This window comes from Chitinophagales bacterium (assembly GCA_041392475.1).
Taxonomy (GTDB): Bacteria; Bacteroidota; Bacteroidia; order Chitinophagales; family UBA2359; genus JAUHXA01.
This window is the reverse complement of the sequence record JAWKLZ010000002.1, coordinates 856,172-875,418: the sequence shown is the minus strand read 5'-3', so window position 1 is coordinate 875,418 and position 19,247 is coordinate 856,172. Positions and strand designations below refer to the sequence as shown.

Sequence of the window (19,247 nt, the reverse complement as noted above, 5' to 3'; positions counted from 1 at the left end):
GGCACTAATTATGTGATTGTGGGTGCAGATTGGAACCAAATTCCGCCCGATTTTGACCCCTATCAATTTGTGAAAAAAGGCATGATTCCTGGTACAAGCATCAAATCTCCCGAAAACTATCCCGAAGCGGGCTGGAAATGGGTGTATGATGGCACAATGGCTACCAATCGCAGCCTACGAAAAGCGTATGCACCAGACAGCACTTTTACGACGGTGATTGACTATTTTTTGGTGTCGCCCAACATCCGTGTGGAAACTGTGAAAGGGATTGATGTGGATTTTCAATACAGTGACCATCAGCCTGTTCGACTAGAAGTAGAACTATTATAATTGCTGCACTGCCGCTTCAATCTTCGCCTTCAATGCGCTGCTCACAGGCACAACAGGCAAACGGAAATATTCGTCACAAATGCCCAAAACACTCAAAGCAGCTTTCACCCCTCCTGGGTTGTTTTCTGCAAAAATCAACTGCGTGAGTTCCAACAATTGATAGTGCAATCGGCGAGCCATCGCAAAATCTCCCTTCAAAGCGGCATGAACCATGTCCGAAAAATTTTTTGGAGTAGCATTGGCAATGACCGAAATAACACCGTCCATGCCAAACCCAATCATCGGCAAGGTGATGATGTCATCTCCCGAAACCACCAAAAAATCTTCACGAGGATTGTCTTTCACAATCTCCATGCACTGCACCAAATTGCCAGATGCCTCTTTCATGGCAATGATATTTGAAAAATCTCGTGCCAAACGAAGCGTAGTTTCTGAGGTCATATTTGAGCCAGTTCGACCTGGCACATTGTAGAGAATAACAGGTGAGGGAGTGATGGCTGCAATGGCTTTATAGTGTTGGTAAATACCCTCTTGTGTAGGTTTGCTATAAGCAGGGCTGACGGAAAGAATAGCATCAATACCGTTGAAGTGATAGCCCTTGATGCTCTTCAGAACGGCATCGGTATTGTTGCCACCAAAACCACCGATTACAGGAACTCGTTTGGCTACAAATTCAACTGTGCGGTCCAATACTTCATATTTCTCTTGCATCGACAACGTGGGTGATTCACCCGTTGTGCCAAGCGCAACGACATAATCTACCCCGCCTTCAATGACATAGTTGATCAATCGCTGATAGGCAACAAAGTCAATGCTGCCATTTTGTTGGAAAGGAGTAACTAAGGCGACTCCAACGCCTGATAATTGAGGGTTCATAAGCGGTCAAGGATTTCTAAATAATGGTCGACTTCTTCTAAAAAATCTATTAAATCATCGTTTTTTGTACGAAGCATCAGGTCAAAACAATAGGTTTTATCGTCCTCCAAATAAGGACCTACTCTAAACTTTGCATTCGAAAAAGTGGCAATGTACTCCAATGGAGGAGATTCGGAAGTATGTGCATTGATGAGTATGTCAAACTCTTTGCCTGTAAACTCCATCGGATGGTGATGGGTTGGCTTATGGTACCAATTGATTTCTTTGCGTGAAAAAGCCATATAGCTCATGTTTTCACTCATTTTATTGGCATCCACAAAACCCAACATGCTTACCTTCAAATTGCGTTTTTTCAGTTTGTGAACATAGTTTAGGACTGCAGTCACATCATATTCATCTGTTCCGTCAAACGCAATGCCCACATACTTTGCTTTTTGAAAGTTAACCACTTGATGCCGCACCCCATGTCGCTTCAAGCGACTTTTGAGGTGGTGAAAGTAGAAAAATTTTTGCAGTTTGTTTAGCATGGAATCAAAGAATGATAAGCAATGAATGAAAATTAAAAAGTGACTTGCAATCAGGTATTTATGGAATTTGTTTTATATTCCCATTTCTAAATTTTAAGAAAATTATGCAAAAAAATGGGTCTTAGATAATCTCTACTTTTCCCATCGCTCCAAATTTGCGAATGCGTTTTTTGACCAATACTTTGGGTTCAATCGGCATCAAATAAGCCAATTGCTGTTTGATATAACTTTTCACCGTTTTTACTGTAACAATAGGATTGTTGTGCGCTCCGCCCAATGGTTCAGGAATGATTTCATCTATCAATCCCAATTCTTTCATATCTGGTGCTGTCAATTTGAGTTGTTCAGCTGCTTTCTCTTTATGATCCCAACTTCGCCACAAAATAGAAGAACAAGACTCAGGCGAAATAACAGAATACCAAGTATTTTCGAGCATCGCAATTCGATCACCTACACCAATGCCAATCGCACCTCCCGAAGCACCTTCTCCAATAACGATACAAATGACAGGCACTTTTAATTGTGCCATTTCATACATATTGCGGGCAATCGCCTCTGCTTGACCCCTTTCTTCGGCTTCAATGCCAGGGTATGCGCCAGGCGTATCCATAAAACAAACAATGGGTTTATTGAATTTTTCTGCCATTTTCATCAATCTCAGTGCCTTGCGGTATCCCTCTGGATTCGCCATGCCAAAATTCCGATATTGGCGACTTTTGGTATCCTTTCCTTTCTGATGTCCAATGAACATCACTGTCTGACCATCCAAATTCCCAAAACCACCTACAATGGCTTTATCATCGCCAAACAATCGATCACCATGCAATTCGGTGAAATTTTCACATATATTTTGGATATAAAAAAGCGTGTAAGGGCGTTCAGGATGCCGAGAAAGTTGAACCCTTTGCCAACGAGTTAAGTTTTTGTAAACCTTGTGCTTAGCTACTTCAATTTTTTTCTCTAAGTCGCTAATCGCACTGTCTAAATTCACTTTTTCAGTGGACTCAATTTCTTTTACTTTTTGCAGCCGTTCATACAAACTGGCAATAGGAGCTTCAAAATCTAAAAATATCATGCGGGTATTTTTTATCAAAGTTAGGGTTTTTTCGTGAATGGCGGGCTTGAAAAAAACAAGAATTGAAGCATAAATTCGCAAATTCCACAAATCTTGTCTATTTTGTCATGTATAAAATCAAAATTTTAAACAAACATCCCATGGCTTCTACCAAAAAATTCAAATGGCTCAAGAGAATCGGTATTTTTTTAGGCATACTCATTGCTGCAATGTTGGTGCTGTATTGGGTTAAAAATGAACCGCTTCCAAAAGGACAAACAGGACCAGAGGCAGACCAATTAGCACAAAAAGTATGGACTGCCATCAATAAAACAGCTTGGGATAGCACAGGTGCAATTAGTTGGGGATTTGCAGGAAGGCATGGGTTTGTTTGGGACAAAAAGCGACATTTTACAAAGGTTGTTTGGGAAGACTATGTGGTATTGATCAACTTGCATCAAGTCACAGGAGTTGCCTACAAAGCGGGAGAAGCGATTGCAGATAAAAGCGAAAATGACAAATTGGTACAAGAGGCTTGGGGATATTGGGCAAATGATTCTTTTTGGCTCAATGCTCCTGCTAAGGTATTCGACAACGGCACAAGCCGCAGCATCGTACAACTTGAAGATGGCTCAGATGGATTGATGATTACTTATGCATCGGGAGGGGTTACGCCAGGAGATTCTTATTTGTGGATATTGGATGAAAATGGTTTGCCGAAAAGCTACAAAATGTGGGTGAAAATTATTCCGCTTGGAGGCGTTTCTGCTACTTGGGAAGATTGGAAAACTCTTTCTACGGGGGCAAAAATTGCAGGTAGCCATAAACTTGGACCATTGACTATTGAAGTGACGGATGTGAAGGGATCAACTACTTTAGCAGAATTAACGAAAGAGGAAGGGGATATTTTTTCAGTCCTTGAAAAATAGGCAAAAAAAAAGGTAGGACAAGTTTTGCAACTAATGTCCTACCCTCAAAAATCTTTAAATCACTACACTCAACTCAAATTTAAGACGAATATTTATATTGAAGGTCACTTTTTTTAGTAAGACTGCTTAAAAATCTTTTTTTGGGTGATGTTTGTCGTGCATATTGCAAAAAAAAACTTGTTTTTCCAAATAGTACATTTTTTTGTAACATTAATAGAACTATTCTGTTACACACATCCGAAGTTCAAACAAAAGTTTACTCTGTCTAATGGCTGACGATTGTGTTTGAATGATATATAGATTGATATAGAAAAGACTTTTTCAGACGTAATTTTTTTTTACATTCCTGCCAAAATTAGAACTGGATTAATCAAAATAATTCCTATGAAACAATTATTATTTTTAGTATTGCTGTGTGCTTGTTTAACAGTAGTTTATGCACAAGAGGAAAGCGGCAAGGATTGGGTTGAATTGATGTGTGAACCCAATGTAAATGTATTTGAAGTAGAAGCAGCCTTCAATGCATATTGGGGTGATAGAGAATACCAGAAGGGAAAGGGGTTCAAACAGTTTCACCGATGGAAAAAATTGGTGATGCCCTATACTGATACAAAAGGATACATTCACCGTAGCCATGAAGCACAGGAAGTGCAGGATTATCAAAAAAGAAACCAGACGAAAAAAAGTCAAGTGGCTTGGACGCACATAGGCCCCGTGTTGCCTACTTCAACAGGAATTGGACGACTAAATAGTATCACTTTTCATCCTACTAATAATAGTATTTTGTACGGAGGTTCTTCGAGTGGGGGATTGTGGCGTTCGAGAGATGCGGGAAACAGTTGGAATCCAACGACTGACGATTTACCGAGTTTGGGGGTTTCGGATATGGTGATTCATCCGGCCAACCCCGACATTATGTATATGGCAACAGGCGATGGCGATGGAAACGGTGCTACGTCACCCTCTTTTGGAATTGTGAAAACTACCAATGCAGGTATTGATTGGGAAGTGGTATTGCCTACTACGGGTGATGGACAGTTTATCAATGAGCTATTGATGAATCCTGAAAATCCCGATATCATATTGGCTGCCACCTCATTTGGTCTTTACCGCACTGAGGATGCTGGGGATAATTGGGAGCGAATGATTACAGGAACGATTGAAGACATCTTGTTTAAGCCTGGTGACTTCAATACAGTATATGCTTGCGGCAATGGTGGCACAGGATTTTTGCGATCCGTAGATGGCGGGGTTATTTGGACGCACGTTACAGAAGGACTGCCAACAGGAGGTATTGGTCGGAAAATGATTGCAGTCACGCCAGCGAATCCCGATTATGTTTATATCGTCATCGGTAGAAACCGAAACGAATTTGACAGTGCATTGAGTTATACTTTCAGAGGTTTGTACCGTTCAACGAATGGAGGATTGAGCTTTGAACTAAGAGGGAATGAGGATCCTGGCTTGTTTTCAGGACAGAGTTGGTATGATTTGGCATTAGCGGTTTCTCCTACTAATCCCAACCAAGTATTTCTTGGAGAAGTAGAACTACTTCGTTCCAACAATGGAGGCGATAGTTGGCAGAACATCAATTTTGCAGGAGGGGACTGGGTGCATGTGGATATTCACGATATAGAGTTTCACCCACAAACAGGTGATTTGTATGTAGCATCAGATGGAGGACTTTATCGTTCTGCGAATTCGGGTAGCAGTTTCACACGCATCAGCAATGGGCTTGGAATCACTGAATATTATCGAATGGGCGGCTCGACAACTAACCCCAACATCATTTTGGCTGGTTCGCAGGACAACGGAACGATGCTATATCAAGGCACTGAGTGGCAAGACTTTGGCGGAGGCGATGGTATGGAATGTATTGTGGACTATACCAACGAAAATTGGCGCACTTATTCCTATCAGAACGGGACAATTCGGAGGTATGACAATGGGCAAGATAGTGGTTTTATCAGTTCTTCTACTACGGGTGAAAGTGGGAATTGGACAACGCCCTATATTCAACATCCTACCAAACCCGATGTCTTTTATGCAGGTTATCAAAGTGTTTGGAAAACAACGAATAGAGGCACTGCATGGGAGAATATTTCTGGTATATTGACTTCTGGTAGCACTATGGAATTTATTGCAGCTGCTCCTTCTGATGCCGACAATTACATTTATGCGAGTGATGGCAACCGATTGTTTGTGACCAAAGATGGTGGTGAAAATTGGAAAACCATTGGAGTGAGTGGACGTGGTTTTTTGTCAGGAATAGCGATACATCCATCTAATCCTGAAATCCTTTGGACGGCTCAGGGAAGAGGCGTTTTTATGTCGGAAGATGCGGGGAATACTTGGACGGAAATTTCGGGAACATTGCCTGAGATTCCTGCTTTGACAGTTGCTTATCAAGGCGGTAGCGAAGAAACCATCTATGTGGGAATGACCGTAGGGGTGTATTACAAAGACAATACGATGGAAGATTGGGCTCCTTTGATGGACGGTTTTCCGAATGTGCGGGTAGCAGAATTGGAACTATTGCCCTGTGATGGCAAGCTTCGGGCGGCTACTTATGGGCGTGGACTTTGGGAAATTGATATGGTCAATTATGCAGAGAATAGTTTTGAAGTAGAAACTATTATCAGTGATATTGGCTGTCAATCGGGTAGCAATGGAAGTGTGGAATTGGTGATTTCGGGTGGTGTAGAACCTTATAATATTTTGTGGGAAAATGGCGCAACGACCGACAAATTGGAGTTTTTGGATGGAGGTGTTTATCGAGCTTTGGTGACGGATGCCACTTTTTGCAGACGAAGTGTGGAGGCGGTCATCAATTCTGCTTTGGGTATTGCAGATATTGAAGTGAAACCTGCTTCTTGTTCTGATTCGGATGATGGAAGCATTGAAGTAAGTATTACAGGTGGCGAAGGCACAGTGTATTATGATTGGGGCAATGGCATCACAACGCCTAGTTTGCAGAATGCAAGTGCGGGTACGTATGTACTGATTGTGACCGATGATTTGGGCTGTATTGATGCCGAATTGATTGACATTCCTGCTACGATTCTCGAAAACTATACCTATCCTATTAGCGAAAACTTCAATCAAACCTTGGATACAAAGAAAGTATATATCGAAAATCCTCAAGAAGATGGACTCTTGTGGGCGCATCGTTTGGGTTTGGCAGGACATAGCGGTGCTATGTGGATTGAAAACAATTTGAGTGCTTCCTTCAATTCGAGGGATAATATGACGATGGAATTGGATTTGACAACGATTGTCAATGCAAGTCTAAGTTTTGAGGTGGCAAGTACGGGCAAGAGCAACAATCAGTTCAACCGCTTAATTGTGGAGGTGCAAGCTTGTGGAAGTACTCAGACTTTTACGGTATATGACAAAGAACGGGAAGAACTGAACACAGTGCCGAATCAATCGGGGGCTTTTGTGCCAACTGCTACTCAATGGCGAACCGAAACGATTGATTTGTCTATTTTTGAAGGACAAACCGTATTGGTGCGTTTTGTGAATGTGCATCGTCGAGGCAACAACTTGTTTATTGACAATATTGAAGTAGATGGTGTGACGGGTATCGAAACTTTGCAGGATTTTGGCTTTGATGCTCAGGTGATTCCGAATCCAAACTACGGTAATTTTGAAGTGAAGATAGAGGCATTGAAGTCTTTGACGACTACTTTAGAAATTTACAATACTGTCGGTCAATTGCTGCAAAGTCGAACTGTGAACCTCGTGAGTGGTCAAAACCAATTTGATGTTCAATTAGAAGATGCTCCTTCTGGGGTGTATTTCTTGAAACTCAAAACAGAGGACAATGAGTTGACACGCAAGGTGGTGAAATATTGATTTTAGACGCAAGAAAAAAGAGGAAAGAAAACCTGCAAATGCTTCTATGGCGTTTGCAGGTTTTTTGTTTTTACAGTCTTTTAGAAACAATTCAAATGGAAATTTTGGACAAAAAACCGTAGCTTTGGAAGAACAAAATCACTGCTAAAATGTCGAAAAATCTACTCTATTCCATTACATTCCTAATTGTTCTCTTTGCTGCTTGCACTCAAAACCAAACTGTTTATACTGCTTCAAAAGCGATAGAGAAGACGATTGAAAAAAGAGAAATTCCTTTTGAAGTAAGCATAGATGAGGTGAAACACTATTCCAAAGACACGACTGTTCTGATTGAATTTGACAATTTTTTCACCGAACCCATTACTTTTCGAGGTTTTCCATTGAAGCCCATTATTGACTCTTTGAAGCTCGAGGGTATGGACAATTTGCAGCTTACATTTGTCTGCACAGATGGATACAAACCTTCTATACCTTTGGTTAATGCACTTCATGAGGAAGGCTACATTACCCATCAAGGTGAGGAAGATTTGAAGGCATGGCCCGATAGCATACGCAAAAGAATTCCGCCCTATTATGTGACGTGGAAAACTGATGAGCCGAACAAGGATTTGATCAATCCGTATGGTGTGACTTCAATGAGGGTAGAGTTGATAGGCTTCAACTACGACAAACTGCTGCCACAAAAAGTGAAGGAAGACAGCCTGTTGTCCAATGGATTCAAACTCTATGAAAAGATGTGTATGAAGTGTCATTCGGTAAACAAAGAGGGGGGGGATTTGGGACCAGAACTGAATTACCCTCAAAACATCACCGAATACAGAAGCAAAGAGTTTATGTTTGCCTTTATCAAAAATCCTCAGGCGTTTCGCTACAACAGCAAAATGCACTCAATTCCGTTGTCCGATGAAAAATTGGACTTGATTTACAATTATTTGGAGGTGATGAAGGGATTTAAAATTGCTGAAAAATAAACAGTAAATCAAAATTAAAATTAAAATTAAAATGAAAAAACACACTGATAAACAGTTGTTTGAGAAATTTTAATTGTTAAGATAAATATGGCTGACTACTTAGCCATCTAAAATATTTACATCAAAATTAAATTGTTCTTTCTATGAAATTTTCCATTTATACTACTGTTTTATTCCTTTTTTACTTGACTGCAATGGCTCAAGAAAGCACCGACCCAAAAGCAACTGAAGTTTGGGAACCCGTTCCTGCAATGGTAAATGGTGGTATTCATGCGTTTAGCAGTGCGCCTTCTGATGCGATTGTTTTGTTTGATGGAACAGACCTTTCGCAATGGCAAAAACCGCAGTTTCTACACGAAAAAGGGACGGTGAAGGAAATGCAAGCGGATGTCGAACAATTGGACGAAACCTATGCGCATCCCGAAGCGGACTGGACGGTAGAGGACGGACAGTTTACCGTCAAACCCGGCACAGGCGCAATCGAAACCAAACAAAAATTTGGTGATTTCCAATTACACATCGAATGGCTGAGTCCGCAAGATGTTGGAAAAGAAGGACAAGGGTATAGCAACAGTGGCATTTTTATGATGGGCCTCTACGAAATGCAGGTGTTGAACTGCTACGACAATAAAACCTACTCGAATGGTCAGGCGGGTAGTATCTACAAACAACATATTCCGTTGGTCAATGCTTCTCGCCGCCCTGGTGAATGGCAGCAATACGACATCGTGTTCACCGCCCCAAAATTCAAAAAAGACGGCAGCCTCGAAAGTCCTGCTTACGTGACGGCTTTTCACAATGGCGTGCTGATTCAGAATCATACAGAGCTCAAAGGCCCAACGGCTTATATCGGCAAGGCAAGTTATTTTCCACATCCCGAAAAAATGCCTTTGCGCTTGCAGGATCATGGTGATTTGGTGCGGTATCGGAATGTTTGGGTGAGGGAACTTTAGAAAATTGAGTGAATATGCAACTACCTTTTTCAAATATACTTCCAATAGATAGGCTAAGTCAATGCTTCAATGACACCACTAATTCGTACAAGTTTTATTGGTTTTTGGCGATTTTGGAAGCAGTAACTCATAGTAGAGAGAATGGAAATATTGTCATTGAGATGAAAAGTTTGGCTGCGAAAATGGTGTCAAACGTTTGGTATCCATTAAGTTACTATAAACTGTCTTTTGGAAAACAAGATGGCTTCAAAGGCATTGCAGACGAGATTTCTTCAAAAATGGATATAGACAATAGACCTAATAGTGCTGATTTATTCAAGCAGATTGAGGGGAAATTGACGACGTTTGAAATTGAGGCAATTAATAACAAAGTTCTAACTCTATTAGATTATGCACCCTATCTTTTTATTCGTCCATTTTGGCAAGAATTGTTGAAAGGAGAGAAAGGTTATAAAGTAAACGAACATATCAAACAACTTGCTAACGAAGCTTTTGAAAACAACACCCACCAAACTATCTATCGGTTTATTGGTAAAAAGAAGGAGGAAAAAATTGAAGTAGATGAAAAATGGGTAAATTACTTCAAGGATAATCATGGTATTATTCAGGGCTTTATTTACTGGCATTTAGTTCGTTTTCTGCAAAAACACAATCCCAACGTTATTGGATTGTCTGAAAAGTTGTTCAAGCCTGTTGAAAGAGATTTAAAACGTGCAAAACGATTTTGGCGGTTGTATTTTTCTGCTCATTCGTCACTTCAATGTATTTATTCCAACACTCCAATTCGCTCCAATATTTCTATTGACCACTTTTTGCCTTGGAGTTATGTAGCTCATGATGAATTGTGGAATCTATTGCCAACCTTTAAAAAAGTCAATTCGAGTAAAGGAAACTGCTTGCCGAACCTCAATCAATATTTAGGTTCTTTTATTCATTTGCAGCATAAGGCTTTTCTCACTGCATACAATTCTTCGATGAAAGAAGAAGACAGGAAAAAATTATTAGAGGATTATACTTTCCTCTTTAACAAATCTATTGACCAAATAGCAGCACTACCTTATACAAAGTTTGAACAAAAAATAAAGGATACTCTCATTCCCATGCACCAAATTGCTACAAATATGGGCTTTTCTACAAATTGGACTTACCAACCATAACTACTTATTACCATGTTCATCAAATCTCCAAAAAATCCCAATGCCCACCTAACCATAAAGGACCGCCAACACCCTTCCTTCCCCACCCGTCACCTCCACCAAAACGGCTATCTCGAAGGACGAATATTAGATTTTGGTTGTGGTTCGGGAAAAGATGTAGAATTTTTGAAGGAAAAGGGTTACGAAGTTGTAGCTTATGACCCCTATTATTTCAATGAATTTCCAGAAGGAAAATTCGACACCATTATATGTCACTATGTTTTGAACGTCTTGATGCCCGAAGAACAGGCGGGCGTTTTGATGGAAGTTTCAGAACTGTTAAAGCCCACAGGCACGGCTTATTTCACGGTTCGTAGAGACATCAAAAAAAATGGGTTTCGCTACCATACCAAACAGCGGTGCGATGTGTATCAATGCAATGTGAGGTTGAATCAAAAAAGCATATTGTTGGCAGATCATTGCGAAATTTATGAATACCACCATTTCAACCAAAAAGTATATCGCACCGAAAAGGATTGCCCGTTTTGCAAACCCATTGCAGAGAGAACCTTGATAACCGAATCGGCTACGGTCTATGCGACGAATGACCGACATCCTATCAGCAAGGGACATTCTTTGATTATTCCCAAACGACATACTCACGATTATTTTTCTTTGAACTTCAAAGAGCAGCAAGCTATTTGGCTGGTCGTCAATCGGGTGAAGCAATTGCTAATGAAAGAATATAAACCAGAAGGCTTCAATATCCGCATCAACAATGGTCCCATTGCAGGGCAAACGATTCCGCATGTGCATATTCACCTGATACCGAGATATGAAGGAGATGGAGTTGAGGATTTTGTGCGGACATGATTTCTCACACCCAAACCGCAAAAATCTCCTTTCCGTCGACTATCACCCTTTCCGATTCCCAAGTTTTCTTGTTACGGGCATCAAAAATCACCAAAAAACCTCCATAAATCCACTCATTACACCCCACAAATCTATTGTCTCAGAGCTTCTTAGAAACTAAAAAAGCCAAACACTCTTTGCAGTGTTTGGCTTTTTTGAGCATCGTATTTATTGCAGCAATCTATTCACAATCAATACTCTGTAAACTGCTGTTCCAACAGTGCCAAGCATTGTCGCCAAACTGATTCGGGTTTTGGATGCGCCCCTCAATCGTTGTGCGGTTCCATTCGATATCTACTTGAAAATCGCCATCCGTATGGTAAATCGTGTAAAAAGCATCATAAGGAGCATTGTTCTCGATCACACCATATTCGATAAAACCGCCAAGGTCATTGTGATTCGGAATGATATTGGTGTAGCGAATTTGGGTAATCCCTGCATTGTTCACCTCCCAATCAATTTGCAGCAAAGTAGTAGGATTGTTTGGCGAAAAATTGAGAATCCATTGACCAGACTTATTGCCAATTACAGAAGTGCCTGTAAACCAAAGAAAATCAGCATAAGCATTGTCTTTTGAAACGTACATTTTCCAGTTCACATTGTTCCCTGCAATCGTAGCTTCTAATCGAGCATTGTGACCAATCAATCCCACATTGAAGTCCTTATCCCAAATCCAAGTACCATCTTCAAAAGTAGGAAGCTCATTGGTAATTGCAGAAAAAGCGGCAACAGGAACGACCAAATTTGCAGCCAAAATGACATTCCAAATGCCTATTTGTATCGCTGCTGCATTGAAGTGTTCTTGACTCGCAGATTTTGATAAGAAGGCATCGTCAATCTCCATGACCATCGTAGCAGTCGGCGGTACAGTTGGTGCAATTGGGTTCTCTGCATCTTTAGTACAGGCACTCATTGAAGCCAAAAGAACGAAAACAGTCAAAATAGAAAGGGTATTGTTTTTAAGAGAATAGAGAAATCTCATGGCAAGTAATTTTATTGGTTAAAAAAACAAACAAATAATTTAGACCTTTTTAGCCTCCAAAAGGTTTAATAATTTTGTAACATCCTATTCTATTTTCTGCACATGAAAAACTTATCTCGGCGAAAATTTATCCATTTTTCGACAGCCACAACAGCATTATTACTTTTACCCAACATCCATACAGCTGCCATGAACACAATCACTTCAATGTCCTCTGATATTCTCACCCGCCCGATTCCCAAATGTCCACAAGAACGCATCCCCATTGTAGGCATGGGAACGTGGCAAACCTTTGATGTAGGAAACAACGCTACCGAGCGAACAAATCTCAAAAAAGTATTGTCTGCCTTCATCGAAATGGGCGGCACCCTCTTAGATTCCTCGCCCATGTATGGCAGTTCGGAAGAAGTCTTGGGTGATTTGGCGGTAGAGTTGGACGTATTGAAGCAGTTGTTCATGGCGACAAAAGTTTGGACAACAGGCAAAAATGCAGGCATTGACCAAATGAAAGCCTCCATGCAAAAAATGCAATGCAACCCGATGGATCTCATGCAAGTCCACAACCTCCTCGACTTCAAAACCCACATCAAAACCCTCCAACGGTGGAAAGCGGAAGGTAAAATCCGCTATATCGGCATCACGCACTATACTGATTCTTACCACGATGATTTGGTGCGATTGATTGAAAGCGAATCCCTTGATTTTGTTCAGTTCAACTATTCCATCCTATCCCGTCATGCCGAAAAACAACTTCTCCCTGCTGCTCAAGCCAATGGAGTAGCAACGTTGATCAACCGACCTTATGAAAGTGGCTCTTTGTTTCGACAGGTGAAAGGCAAACAATTGCCTGAATGGGTCAAAGAATACGGTATCAACAGTTGGGGACAGTTCTTTTTGAAGTTCATTCTTTCTCACCCTGCTGTTACTTGTGTCATTCCCGCTACTTCAAAAGAGCATCACCTACGGGACAATATGGGGGCAGGTTTTGGAGAAATGCCTGATGATAAGGTAAGGGAGGAGATGAGTAAAGTTTTGATTTGACTTTTAGCTCTTTGCTAAAAGGAACTTCAATGTCTTCCATTGTCAAATCATTTTTGAACTATGATTAGCGATAAATGGGGTAAAAAATGAGTTTATTTCCAAATTTGGAGGAAATTACAAGTCACACTCCATTTTTCCTTCTGAAATTCCATGTTGAAAATTGTGTAATCCTGCTTCAAGGAAAGCTTGAAATTTTTCTAAATTCGCATAGCCAAGTGCTTCAATTACCAACAACTCCTTTTCTGAATTAATTAGAAAGAATTTAGGTTGTGAGCAGCAAGTATAACAAGATATTGCAATGCGAGTCCATTTATCTCCAACGGTTTTGAGTTCTTTTTGCTTGCCCTGATGATTGAAGTAAGTAATTTGTTCTTCGGATGGTAATGATGTCATATCATCTACCTCCAAAACAATCAAAACGAATTCCTCTTCCATAAACTTCAAAATAGGTGGATGTTTATACAAAACTTCAACCCATCTCTGACAATTAACACACGCCCAAGCCGAAAACATTAAAATTGCAGGTTTCTCCCAAAGTTTTGCTGCTCTTAAACCTTCATCATAGTCTTTGAAACAAGGAGTGTGCTGCGAAAAGCACTTTTGGAGTTTGGGCAATGTAGATTGATATTCAATATAGTGGATACCTGTTGCAATGAGTATTGAAGTCAGAAGAACAAGGGTGAAGTGAAAGTTTTTCATTGGTTGTTTTTGTAAGGATAACACTTTTATGGTTAAATCATTTTGCACCAAATTCGCCGAATAACTGTTTAGCTTCAATCCATAAGTAGTAATTATTCTCTACGAATGAAGTGGCGAATTATATCATTTTTGACGATAAGTATGTTGAAAAAGGTAGTTATCGCCAAAGATTGAATGTTAGAATCATTCTTTGTCCTGAAAAGAAAAACATTGAAGTAGAATATGCTTTGAGAACAACGAACAAACCTATTGGAGTAGCTGCCTACAAACTCATCCACAAATCTCATGGTTTGATTTTCTTTTCGAAGGCTCAATAAACCATTATTTTATTTTTATATCATTGATAATCAAATATTTATTCGTTTTAGTGATTCGTGAAGCTTTTTTTAAAGCTTACCGTATAACATACTGTTAAAACGATATTTCACTACCCCCTAATGAAAAATAAGAAACCCCATGAACAACCTTCATCAATCAACCAAAGAAAAAAGAGAATCAAAAAATCAAAAACAAGTGGATGTAGTTACTTCCCAAACTACCATTCCTTCTTTTGAGGAAGCCACTAAGACTACTGAAGAAGACTTTCATTTTCAAGTAGAAAGTCTGAAAACACATGAGCTAACAGCTCTTAAAAAGTTGGAAATTGATTTTTCTTTACTTAAAAATATGTTGAATTCATAGAAGAGGTAGGAAAAAAAGACACTCAAACAATTTTCGCTAGTTTCACTAGTTCGGTAGCGATTGAACTAGTTATTTGTTGGATTTACAAAAATACCATATTTTTTTACGGTATAGTTTGGATAATTATTCCTCTTATTCTTTTGTCTTCTGCAACTTTTGCGATTCTACTATGGCGAAAATTATCAAAAAAGAATCCCTAATCTCCCCTTTTCCCCCTATCTTTACCCCCACAAAAAATAAAACACTCCCCAAAAAGCGGATTTCCGTTTATTGTTCGGCTTTTGGGGAAACCAAACCAAATAGCGATTGGAAGAACCCTTCTGCAAGAAGGTGGACTTCCAATCACTAAAACCTTATTTCTGAACTAATAAACATCTCCACATAGATGAATTATAATACCCCAACAACTCCCAATTTCCCTGCCCTCCAACGTGCGATACAAGAAAGAATATTAGTCATAGACGGAGCAATGGGCAGCTTGATACAAGAATACAAATTGTCGGAAGCCGAATTTAGAGGCGAGCAGTTCAAAGAGCATTACATTGATTTGAAGGGCAATAACGACCTTTTGTGTCTGACCAAACCCGAAGTCATCAGCGAAATCCACAAACGCTACTTGGAAGCAGGTGCAGACATCATCGAGACCAACACCTTCAACGGCACACCAATTTCGCAGAAAGACTATGGGCTGCAAGACTACGCTTACGACATCAACTTTGCGGCGGCAAAAATCGCAAAGGCAGCAGCAGTAGAATACACCGAAAAAAATCCAGATAAACCTCGTTTTGCAGCGGGAGGCTTGGGGCCAACGAATGTGACGGCATCGCTATCGCCCGATGTGAATCGCCCTGCTTACCGAGCCGTAACTTTTGACGAAATCAAGGAAGCCTACTATGTTCAGGCAAAAGGCTTGATGGATGGCGGTTGTGATATCTTTTTGGTCGAAACAGTGTTTGATACGCTAAACTGCAAGGCGGCTTTGTATGCGATTATGGAACTGTTTGAAGAAACGGGGAAGGTATTGCCGCTGATGGTGTCGGTGACGATTGTGGACCAAAGTGGACGCAATTTGTCGGGACAAACGATTGAAGCGTTTTACAATTCGGTGAGTCATGCGCCTTTGTTTAGTGTGGGCATCAACTGCTCTTTGGGAGCAACCGAAATGCGTCCTTACATTGCAGAATTGTCCAAAATAGCTGATTGTTACATCAGTTGTTATCCCAATGCTGGCTTGCCAAATGCCTTTGGAGGATATGATGAGCAGCCAAACCAAACGGCACATTTGATTGAAGAATTTGCCAAAGATGGTTTGGTGAACATTGTAGGCGGTTGTTGTGGAACGACTCCAGATCACGTTGCACACATTGCCCAACACGTTGAAGGATTGAAGCCGAGAGTGCCATCTGAAGTTGAGCCTTTGCTGCGATTGAGTGGAATGGAGGCTTTGACGGTTTATAAGGAAAGCAATTTTGTGAACATTGGGGAGCGAACGAATGTGACGGGTTCTCGGATGTTTGCCCGATTGATTAAGGAAGAAAAATATGAGGATGCTTTGGCGGTAGCAAGGCATCAAGTGGAAGGTGGGGCGCAGTTGATTGATGTGAATATGGACGAAGGTATGTTGGATTCAGAGGCTGCAATGCCGCACTTTCTGAATCTGATTGCTTCTGAACCTGATATTGCAAAGTTGCCGATTGTGGTGGATTCTTCCAAGTGGACGGTGATTGAAGCGGGATTGAAGTGTTTGCAGGGAAAGGGCGTGGTCAATTCGATTTCATTGAAGGAAGGCGAGGCGAGTTTTATTGAACAAGCTAAGAAAATTCGCAAGTATGGGGCGGCAGTGATTGTGATGGCTTTTGACGAAGATGGTCAAGCAGATACGGTGGAGCGAAAGGTGGAGATTTGCCAACGAAGCTACGATGTGTTGACCCAAAAGGTGGGTTTTCCGCCACAAGACATCATTTTTGACCCCAATATTTTTGCAGTGGCTACGGGCATTGAAGAACACAATGGTTATGCGCTGGCATTTATTGAAGCGACCCGACAGATTAAGGAGCGAATGCCTTTGACCAAAGTAAGTGGCGGTGTGAGTAATGTATCTTTCTCGTTTAGAGGCAATGACCCTGTTCGTGAAGCGATGCACTCTGCGTTTTTGTACCATGCGATTCAGGCGGGTATGGACATGGGGATTGTGAATGCGGGTATGATGGAGGTGTATGCCGAAGTGCCAAAAGACTTATTGGAGTTGGTGGAAGATGTGTTGTTGAACCGTCGAGAGGATGCTACGGAGCGTTTGGTGGAGTTTGCAGAGACGGTGAAAGGGGCTGGAAAACAACGGGTCAAGGACGATACTTGGAGGCAAGGAACGGTGGAGGAGCGTTTGAGTCATGCGCTTGTGAAGGGGATTGTGGAGCATATTGACGAAGATACGGAAGAGGCTCGTTTGAAATATGGTCGCCCTTTGTTGGTGATTGAAGGACCGCTGATGGATGGTATGAATGTGGTGGGTGATTTGTTTGGTTCGGGCAAGATGTTTTTGCCGCAAGTGGTGAAAAGTGCGAGGGTGATGAAAAAGTCGGTGGCGTATTTGCAGCCGTTTTTGGAGGCAGAAAAGGCAGCAGGATTGGAGGGAAGTGGCAGCAAAACCCGTCCTAAAGTATTGATGGCAACCGTAAAAGGGGATGTGCATGATATTGGAAAAAACATTGTGGGTGTGGTGCTTGCCTGCAATAACTACGATGTGATTGACATGGGCGTGATGGTGCCTGCTGCAAAGATTTTGAAAGCTGCAAAGGAGCAAAAGGTCGACATTATCGGACTGAGTGGTTTGATTACCCCTTCGCTGGATGAAATGGTCTATGTGGCGGAGGAAATGGAAAGACAGGGTTTTGATATTCCGCTATTGGTTGGAGGGGCTACAACGAGTCAAATGCACACTGCCGTCAAGGTCGCTCCAAAATACAGTGGCGCAACGGTGCATGTATTGGATGCTTCAAGAAGTGTGCCTGTGGCAAATTCACTTTTGGGCGAACAGAAAGAGGCGTTTATGAAAGAAGTGGTCGAGAAATACGATGTTTTCCGTGAGCGTTTTGCCAACAAAAAATCGAACAAAAAATACTTGTCTATTGAAGCGGCTCGTGCCAATGGCGCAAAATTGGAGTACGCACCTGTCGAGCCTAACTTTCTGGGAACGAAGGTTTTTGAAGATTATCCATTGGAGGAATTGCGGGCTTATATTGATTGGACTCCTTTTTTTAGCAGTTGGCAAATGAAGGGCAAGTACCCTGCAATTTTGACGGATGAAAATTCGGGAACGGAGGCTACTAAGCTCTTCAATGATGCCCAGAAAATGCTCGACCAAATTATTGAAGGGAAATGGCTGACGGCTAAGGCGGTGATTGGAATTTTTGAGGGAAATAGAGTGAATGGGGATGATATTTTGGTGGAAGCAGGAGGCGAGAAGCGAGAAAATGGGGATGATTCCATGCGTAGCCCACGAATTAATTCGTGGGCTACGCATGGGGAATTTACTTTCCATTGCCTCCGCCAACAAGTCCAAAAATCTAAAAAACTCCCAAATCGCAGCTTGGCAGATTTCATTGCGCCAAAGGAATCGGGAATTGAGGATTATGTGGGCGGTTTTGCAGTGACAACGGGGATTGGCATCGAAAAATGGGTCAAACAGTTTGAGGAAAAACACGATGATTATTCGGCGATTTTGTTGAAATCTTTGGCGGATAGATTGGCGGAAGCCTTTGCGGAGTGTATGCACAAGCGGGTAAGAACGGAATTTTGGGGCTATGCAAAGGATGAAAATTTGGGGAATGAGGATTTGATTGCCGAAAACTACAAGGGGATTCGTCCTGCTCCTGGCTATTCGGCTTGTCCCGACCACACCATGAAAACGACTTTGTTTGACCTCTTAAATGTGACCGAAAATATCGGCATTGAACTGACCGAAAGTTTGGCGATGTATCCTGCTGCTTCGGTCAGTGGCTTGTATTTCGCCCATCCCGAAAGCACTTATTTTGCAGTGGGTGAGATTCAAAAAGACCAAGTGGTGGATTTGGCGAAGCGGAAAGGCGTGCCTGTGGAAGAAGTGGAGAAATGGCTGAAGGTGAGTTTGGGGTATGAGGTGTGATTTGCTCGCTCACTAACGGTGGGTTTCGAAACCCACCGTTAGTGAGCGAACGCAAGTAAAACCCAAAAAGCCACCACTCATTCCGAGCAGCGGCTATATTTCGAGAGCAAATTAATTTTCATCTAAGCGAAAGTTCGCCAACACCCGCAAGGTTTGG

General features: G+C 41.4%; 16 protein-coding genes. 11 read left to right on the top strand and 5 right to left on the bottom strand.

Annotated features, from left to right (window positions below; all coding sequences use genetic code 11):
* The first annotated feature begins 18 nt into the window (after nucleotides 1-18).
* Nucleotides 19-330: a hypothetical protein gene (locus tag R3E32_16950; GenBank protein MEZ4886427.1), complete on the top strand. Its 312-nt coding sequence runs from the start codon at nucleotides 19-21 to the stop codon at nucleotides 328-330.
* On the opposite strand, the gene dapA is transcribed toward R3E32_16950, so the two are convergent.
* The 3 genes from dapA to R3E32_16935 all read right to left on the bottom strand — a co-directional run bounded on the left by dapA (nucleotide 325) and on the right by R3E32_16935 (nucleotide 2,808).
* Nucleotides 325-1,206 (bottom strand): 4-hydroxy-tetrahydrodipicolinate synthase, encoded by an 882-nt coding sequence (gene dapA / locus R3E32_16945; protein ID MEZ4886426.1) that lies wholly within the window; start codon nucleotides 1,204-1,206, stop codon nucleotides 325-327. The two genes, R3E32_16950 and dapA, sit on opposite strands and share 6 nt — an antisense overlap.
* Nucleotides 1,203-1,733: a hypothetical protein gene (locus R3E32_16940; GenBank protein MEZ4886425.1), complete on the bottom strand. Its 531-nt coding sequence runs from the start codon at nucleotides 1,731-1,733 to the stop codon at nucleotides 1,203-1,205. Before R3E32_16940 ends, dapA begins: the two co-directional genes overlap by 4 nt.
* 121 nt (nucleotides 1,734-1,854) lie before the next feature.
* The gene (locus tag R3E32_16935) at nucleotides 1,855-2,808 is read right to left on the bottom strand and encodes an acetyl-CoA carboxylase carboxyltransferase subunit alpha (GenBank protein MEZ4886424.1); all 954 of its coding nucleotides are present in this window, start codon (nucleotides 2,806-2,808) and stop codon (nucleotides 1,855-1,857) included.
* A 107-nt stretch (nucleotides 2,809-2,915) separates the two neighbouring features.
* Between R3E32_16935 and R3E32_16930 the strand changes: the two genes are divergently transcribed.
* The 6 genes from R3E32_16930 (at nucleotide 2,916) to R3E32_16905 (ending at nucleotide 11,507) form a co-directional block, all read left to right on the top strand.
* A complete protein-coding gene (locus R3E32_16930; protein ID MEZ4886423.1) occupies nucleotides 2,916-3,716 on the top strand; it encodes a hypothetical protein in 801 nt (266 codons plus the stop codon).
* Nucleotides 3,717-4,100: 384 nt separating this feature from the next.
* Nucleotides 4,101-7,574, top strand: coding sequence for a T9SS type A sorting domain-containing protein (locus R3E32_16925; GenBank protein ID MEZ4886422.1), 3,474 nt, complete (start codon nucleotides 4,101-4,103; stop codon nucleotides 7,572-7,574).
* A 149-nt stretch (nucleotides 7,575-7,723) separates the two neighbouring features.
* Entirely contained in the window at nucleotides 7,724-8,545 is an 822-nt protein-coding gene (locus R3E32_16920; protein MEZ4886421.1) for a cytochrome c, read from the top strand.
* A 143-nt stretch (nucleotides 8,546-8,688) separates the two neighbouring features.
* On the top strand, nucleotides 8,689-9,498 hold the full coding sequence (locus R3E32_16915) for a DUF1080 domain-containing protein (GenBank protein ID MEZ4886420.1): 810 nt from the start codon (nucleotides 8,689-8,691) through the stop codon (nucleotides 9,496-9,498).
* A gap of 14 nt (nucleotides 9,499-9,512) precedes the next feature.
* A complete protein-coding gene (locus R3E32_16910; protein MEZ4886419.1) occupies nucleotides 9,513-10,655 on the top strand; it encodes an HNH endonuclease domain-containing protein in 1,143 nt (380 codons plus the stop codon).
* A gap of 12 nt (nucleotides 10,656-10,667) precedes the next feature.
* Nucleotides 10,668-11,507, top strand: a complete 840-nt coding sequence (locus R3E32_16905) for an HIT domain-containing protein (protein MEZ4886418.1) — start codon at nucleotides 10,668-10,670, stop codon at nucleotides 11,505-11,507.
* Nucleotides 11,508-11,727: 220 nt separating this feature from the next.
* Here R3E32_16905 and R3E32_16900 read toward each other — a convergent pair whose 3' ends face one another.
* Entirely contained in the window at nucleotides 11,728-12,528 is an 801-nt protein-coding gene (locus tag R3E32_16900) for a hypothetical protein (GenBank protein ID MEZ4886417.1), read from the bottom strand.
* A 102-nt stretch (nucleotides 12,529-12,630) separates the two neighbouring features.
* On the opposite strand from R3E32_16900, the gene R3E32_16895 reads away from it, so the two are divergent.
* On the top strand, nucleotides 12,631-13,569 hold the full coding sequence (locus R3E32_16895; protein MEZ4886416.1) for an aldo/keto reductase: 939 nt from the start codon (nucleotides 12,631-12,633) through the stop codon (nucleotides 13,567-13,569).
* 114 nt (nucleotides 13,570-13,683) lie between these two features.
* Here the strand turns inward: R3E32_16895 and R3E32_16890 are convergent, their stop codons facing one another.
* A complete protein-coding gene (locus R3E32_16890) occupies nucleotides 13,684-14,268 on the bottom strand; it encodes a thioredoxin family protein (GenBank protein MEZ4886415.1) in 585 nt (194 codons plus the stop codon).
* A gap of 110 nt (nucleotides 14,269-14,378) precedes the next feature.
* Between R3E32_16890 and R3E32_16885 the strand changes: the two genes are divergently transcribed.
* The 3 genes from R3E32_16885 (at nucleotide 14,379) to metH (ending at nucleotide 19,090) form a co-directional block, all read left to right on the top strand.
* On the top strand, nucleotides 14,379-14,585 hold the full coding sequence (locus tag R3E32_16885; protein ID MEZ4886414.1) for a PDDEXK nuclease domain-containing protein: 207 nt from the start codon (nucleotides 14,379-14,381) through the stop codon (nucleotides 14,583-14,585).
* Nucleotides 14,586-14,724: 139 nt separating this feature from the next.
* Nucleotides 14,725-14,949 (top strand): hypothetical protein, encoded by a 225-nt coding sequence (locus R3E32_16880; GenBank protein MEZ4886413.1) that lies wholly within the window; start codon nucleotides 14,725-14,727, stop codon nucleotides 14,947-14,949.
* Between the two features lie 385 nt (nucleotides 14,950-15,334).
* The gene (gene metH, locus R3E32_16875; protein ID MEZ4886412.1) at nucleotides 15,335-19,090 is read left to right on the top strand and encodes a methionine synthase; all 3,756 of its coding nucleotides are present in this window, start codon (nucleotides 15,335-15,337) and stop codon (nucleotides 19,088-19,090) included.
* The last annotated feature ends 157 nt before the right edge of the window (nucleotides 19,091-19,247 follow it).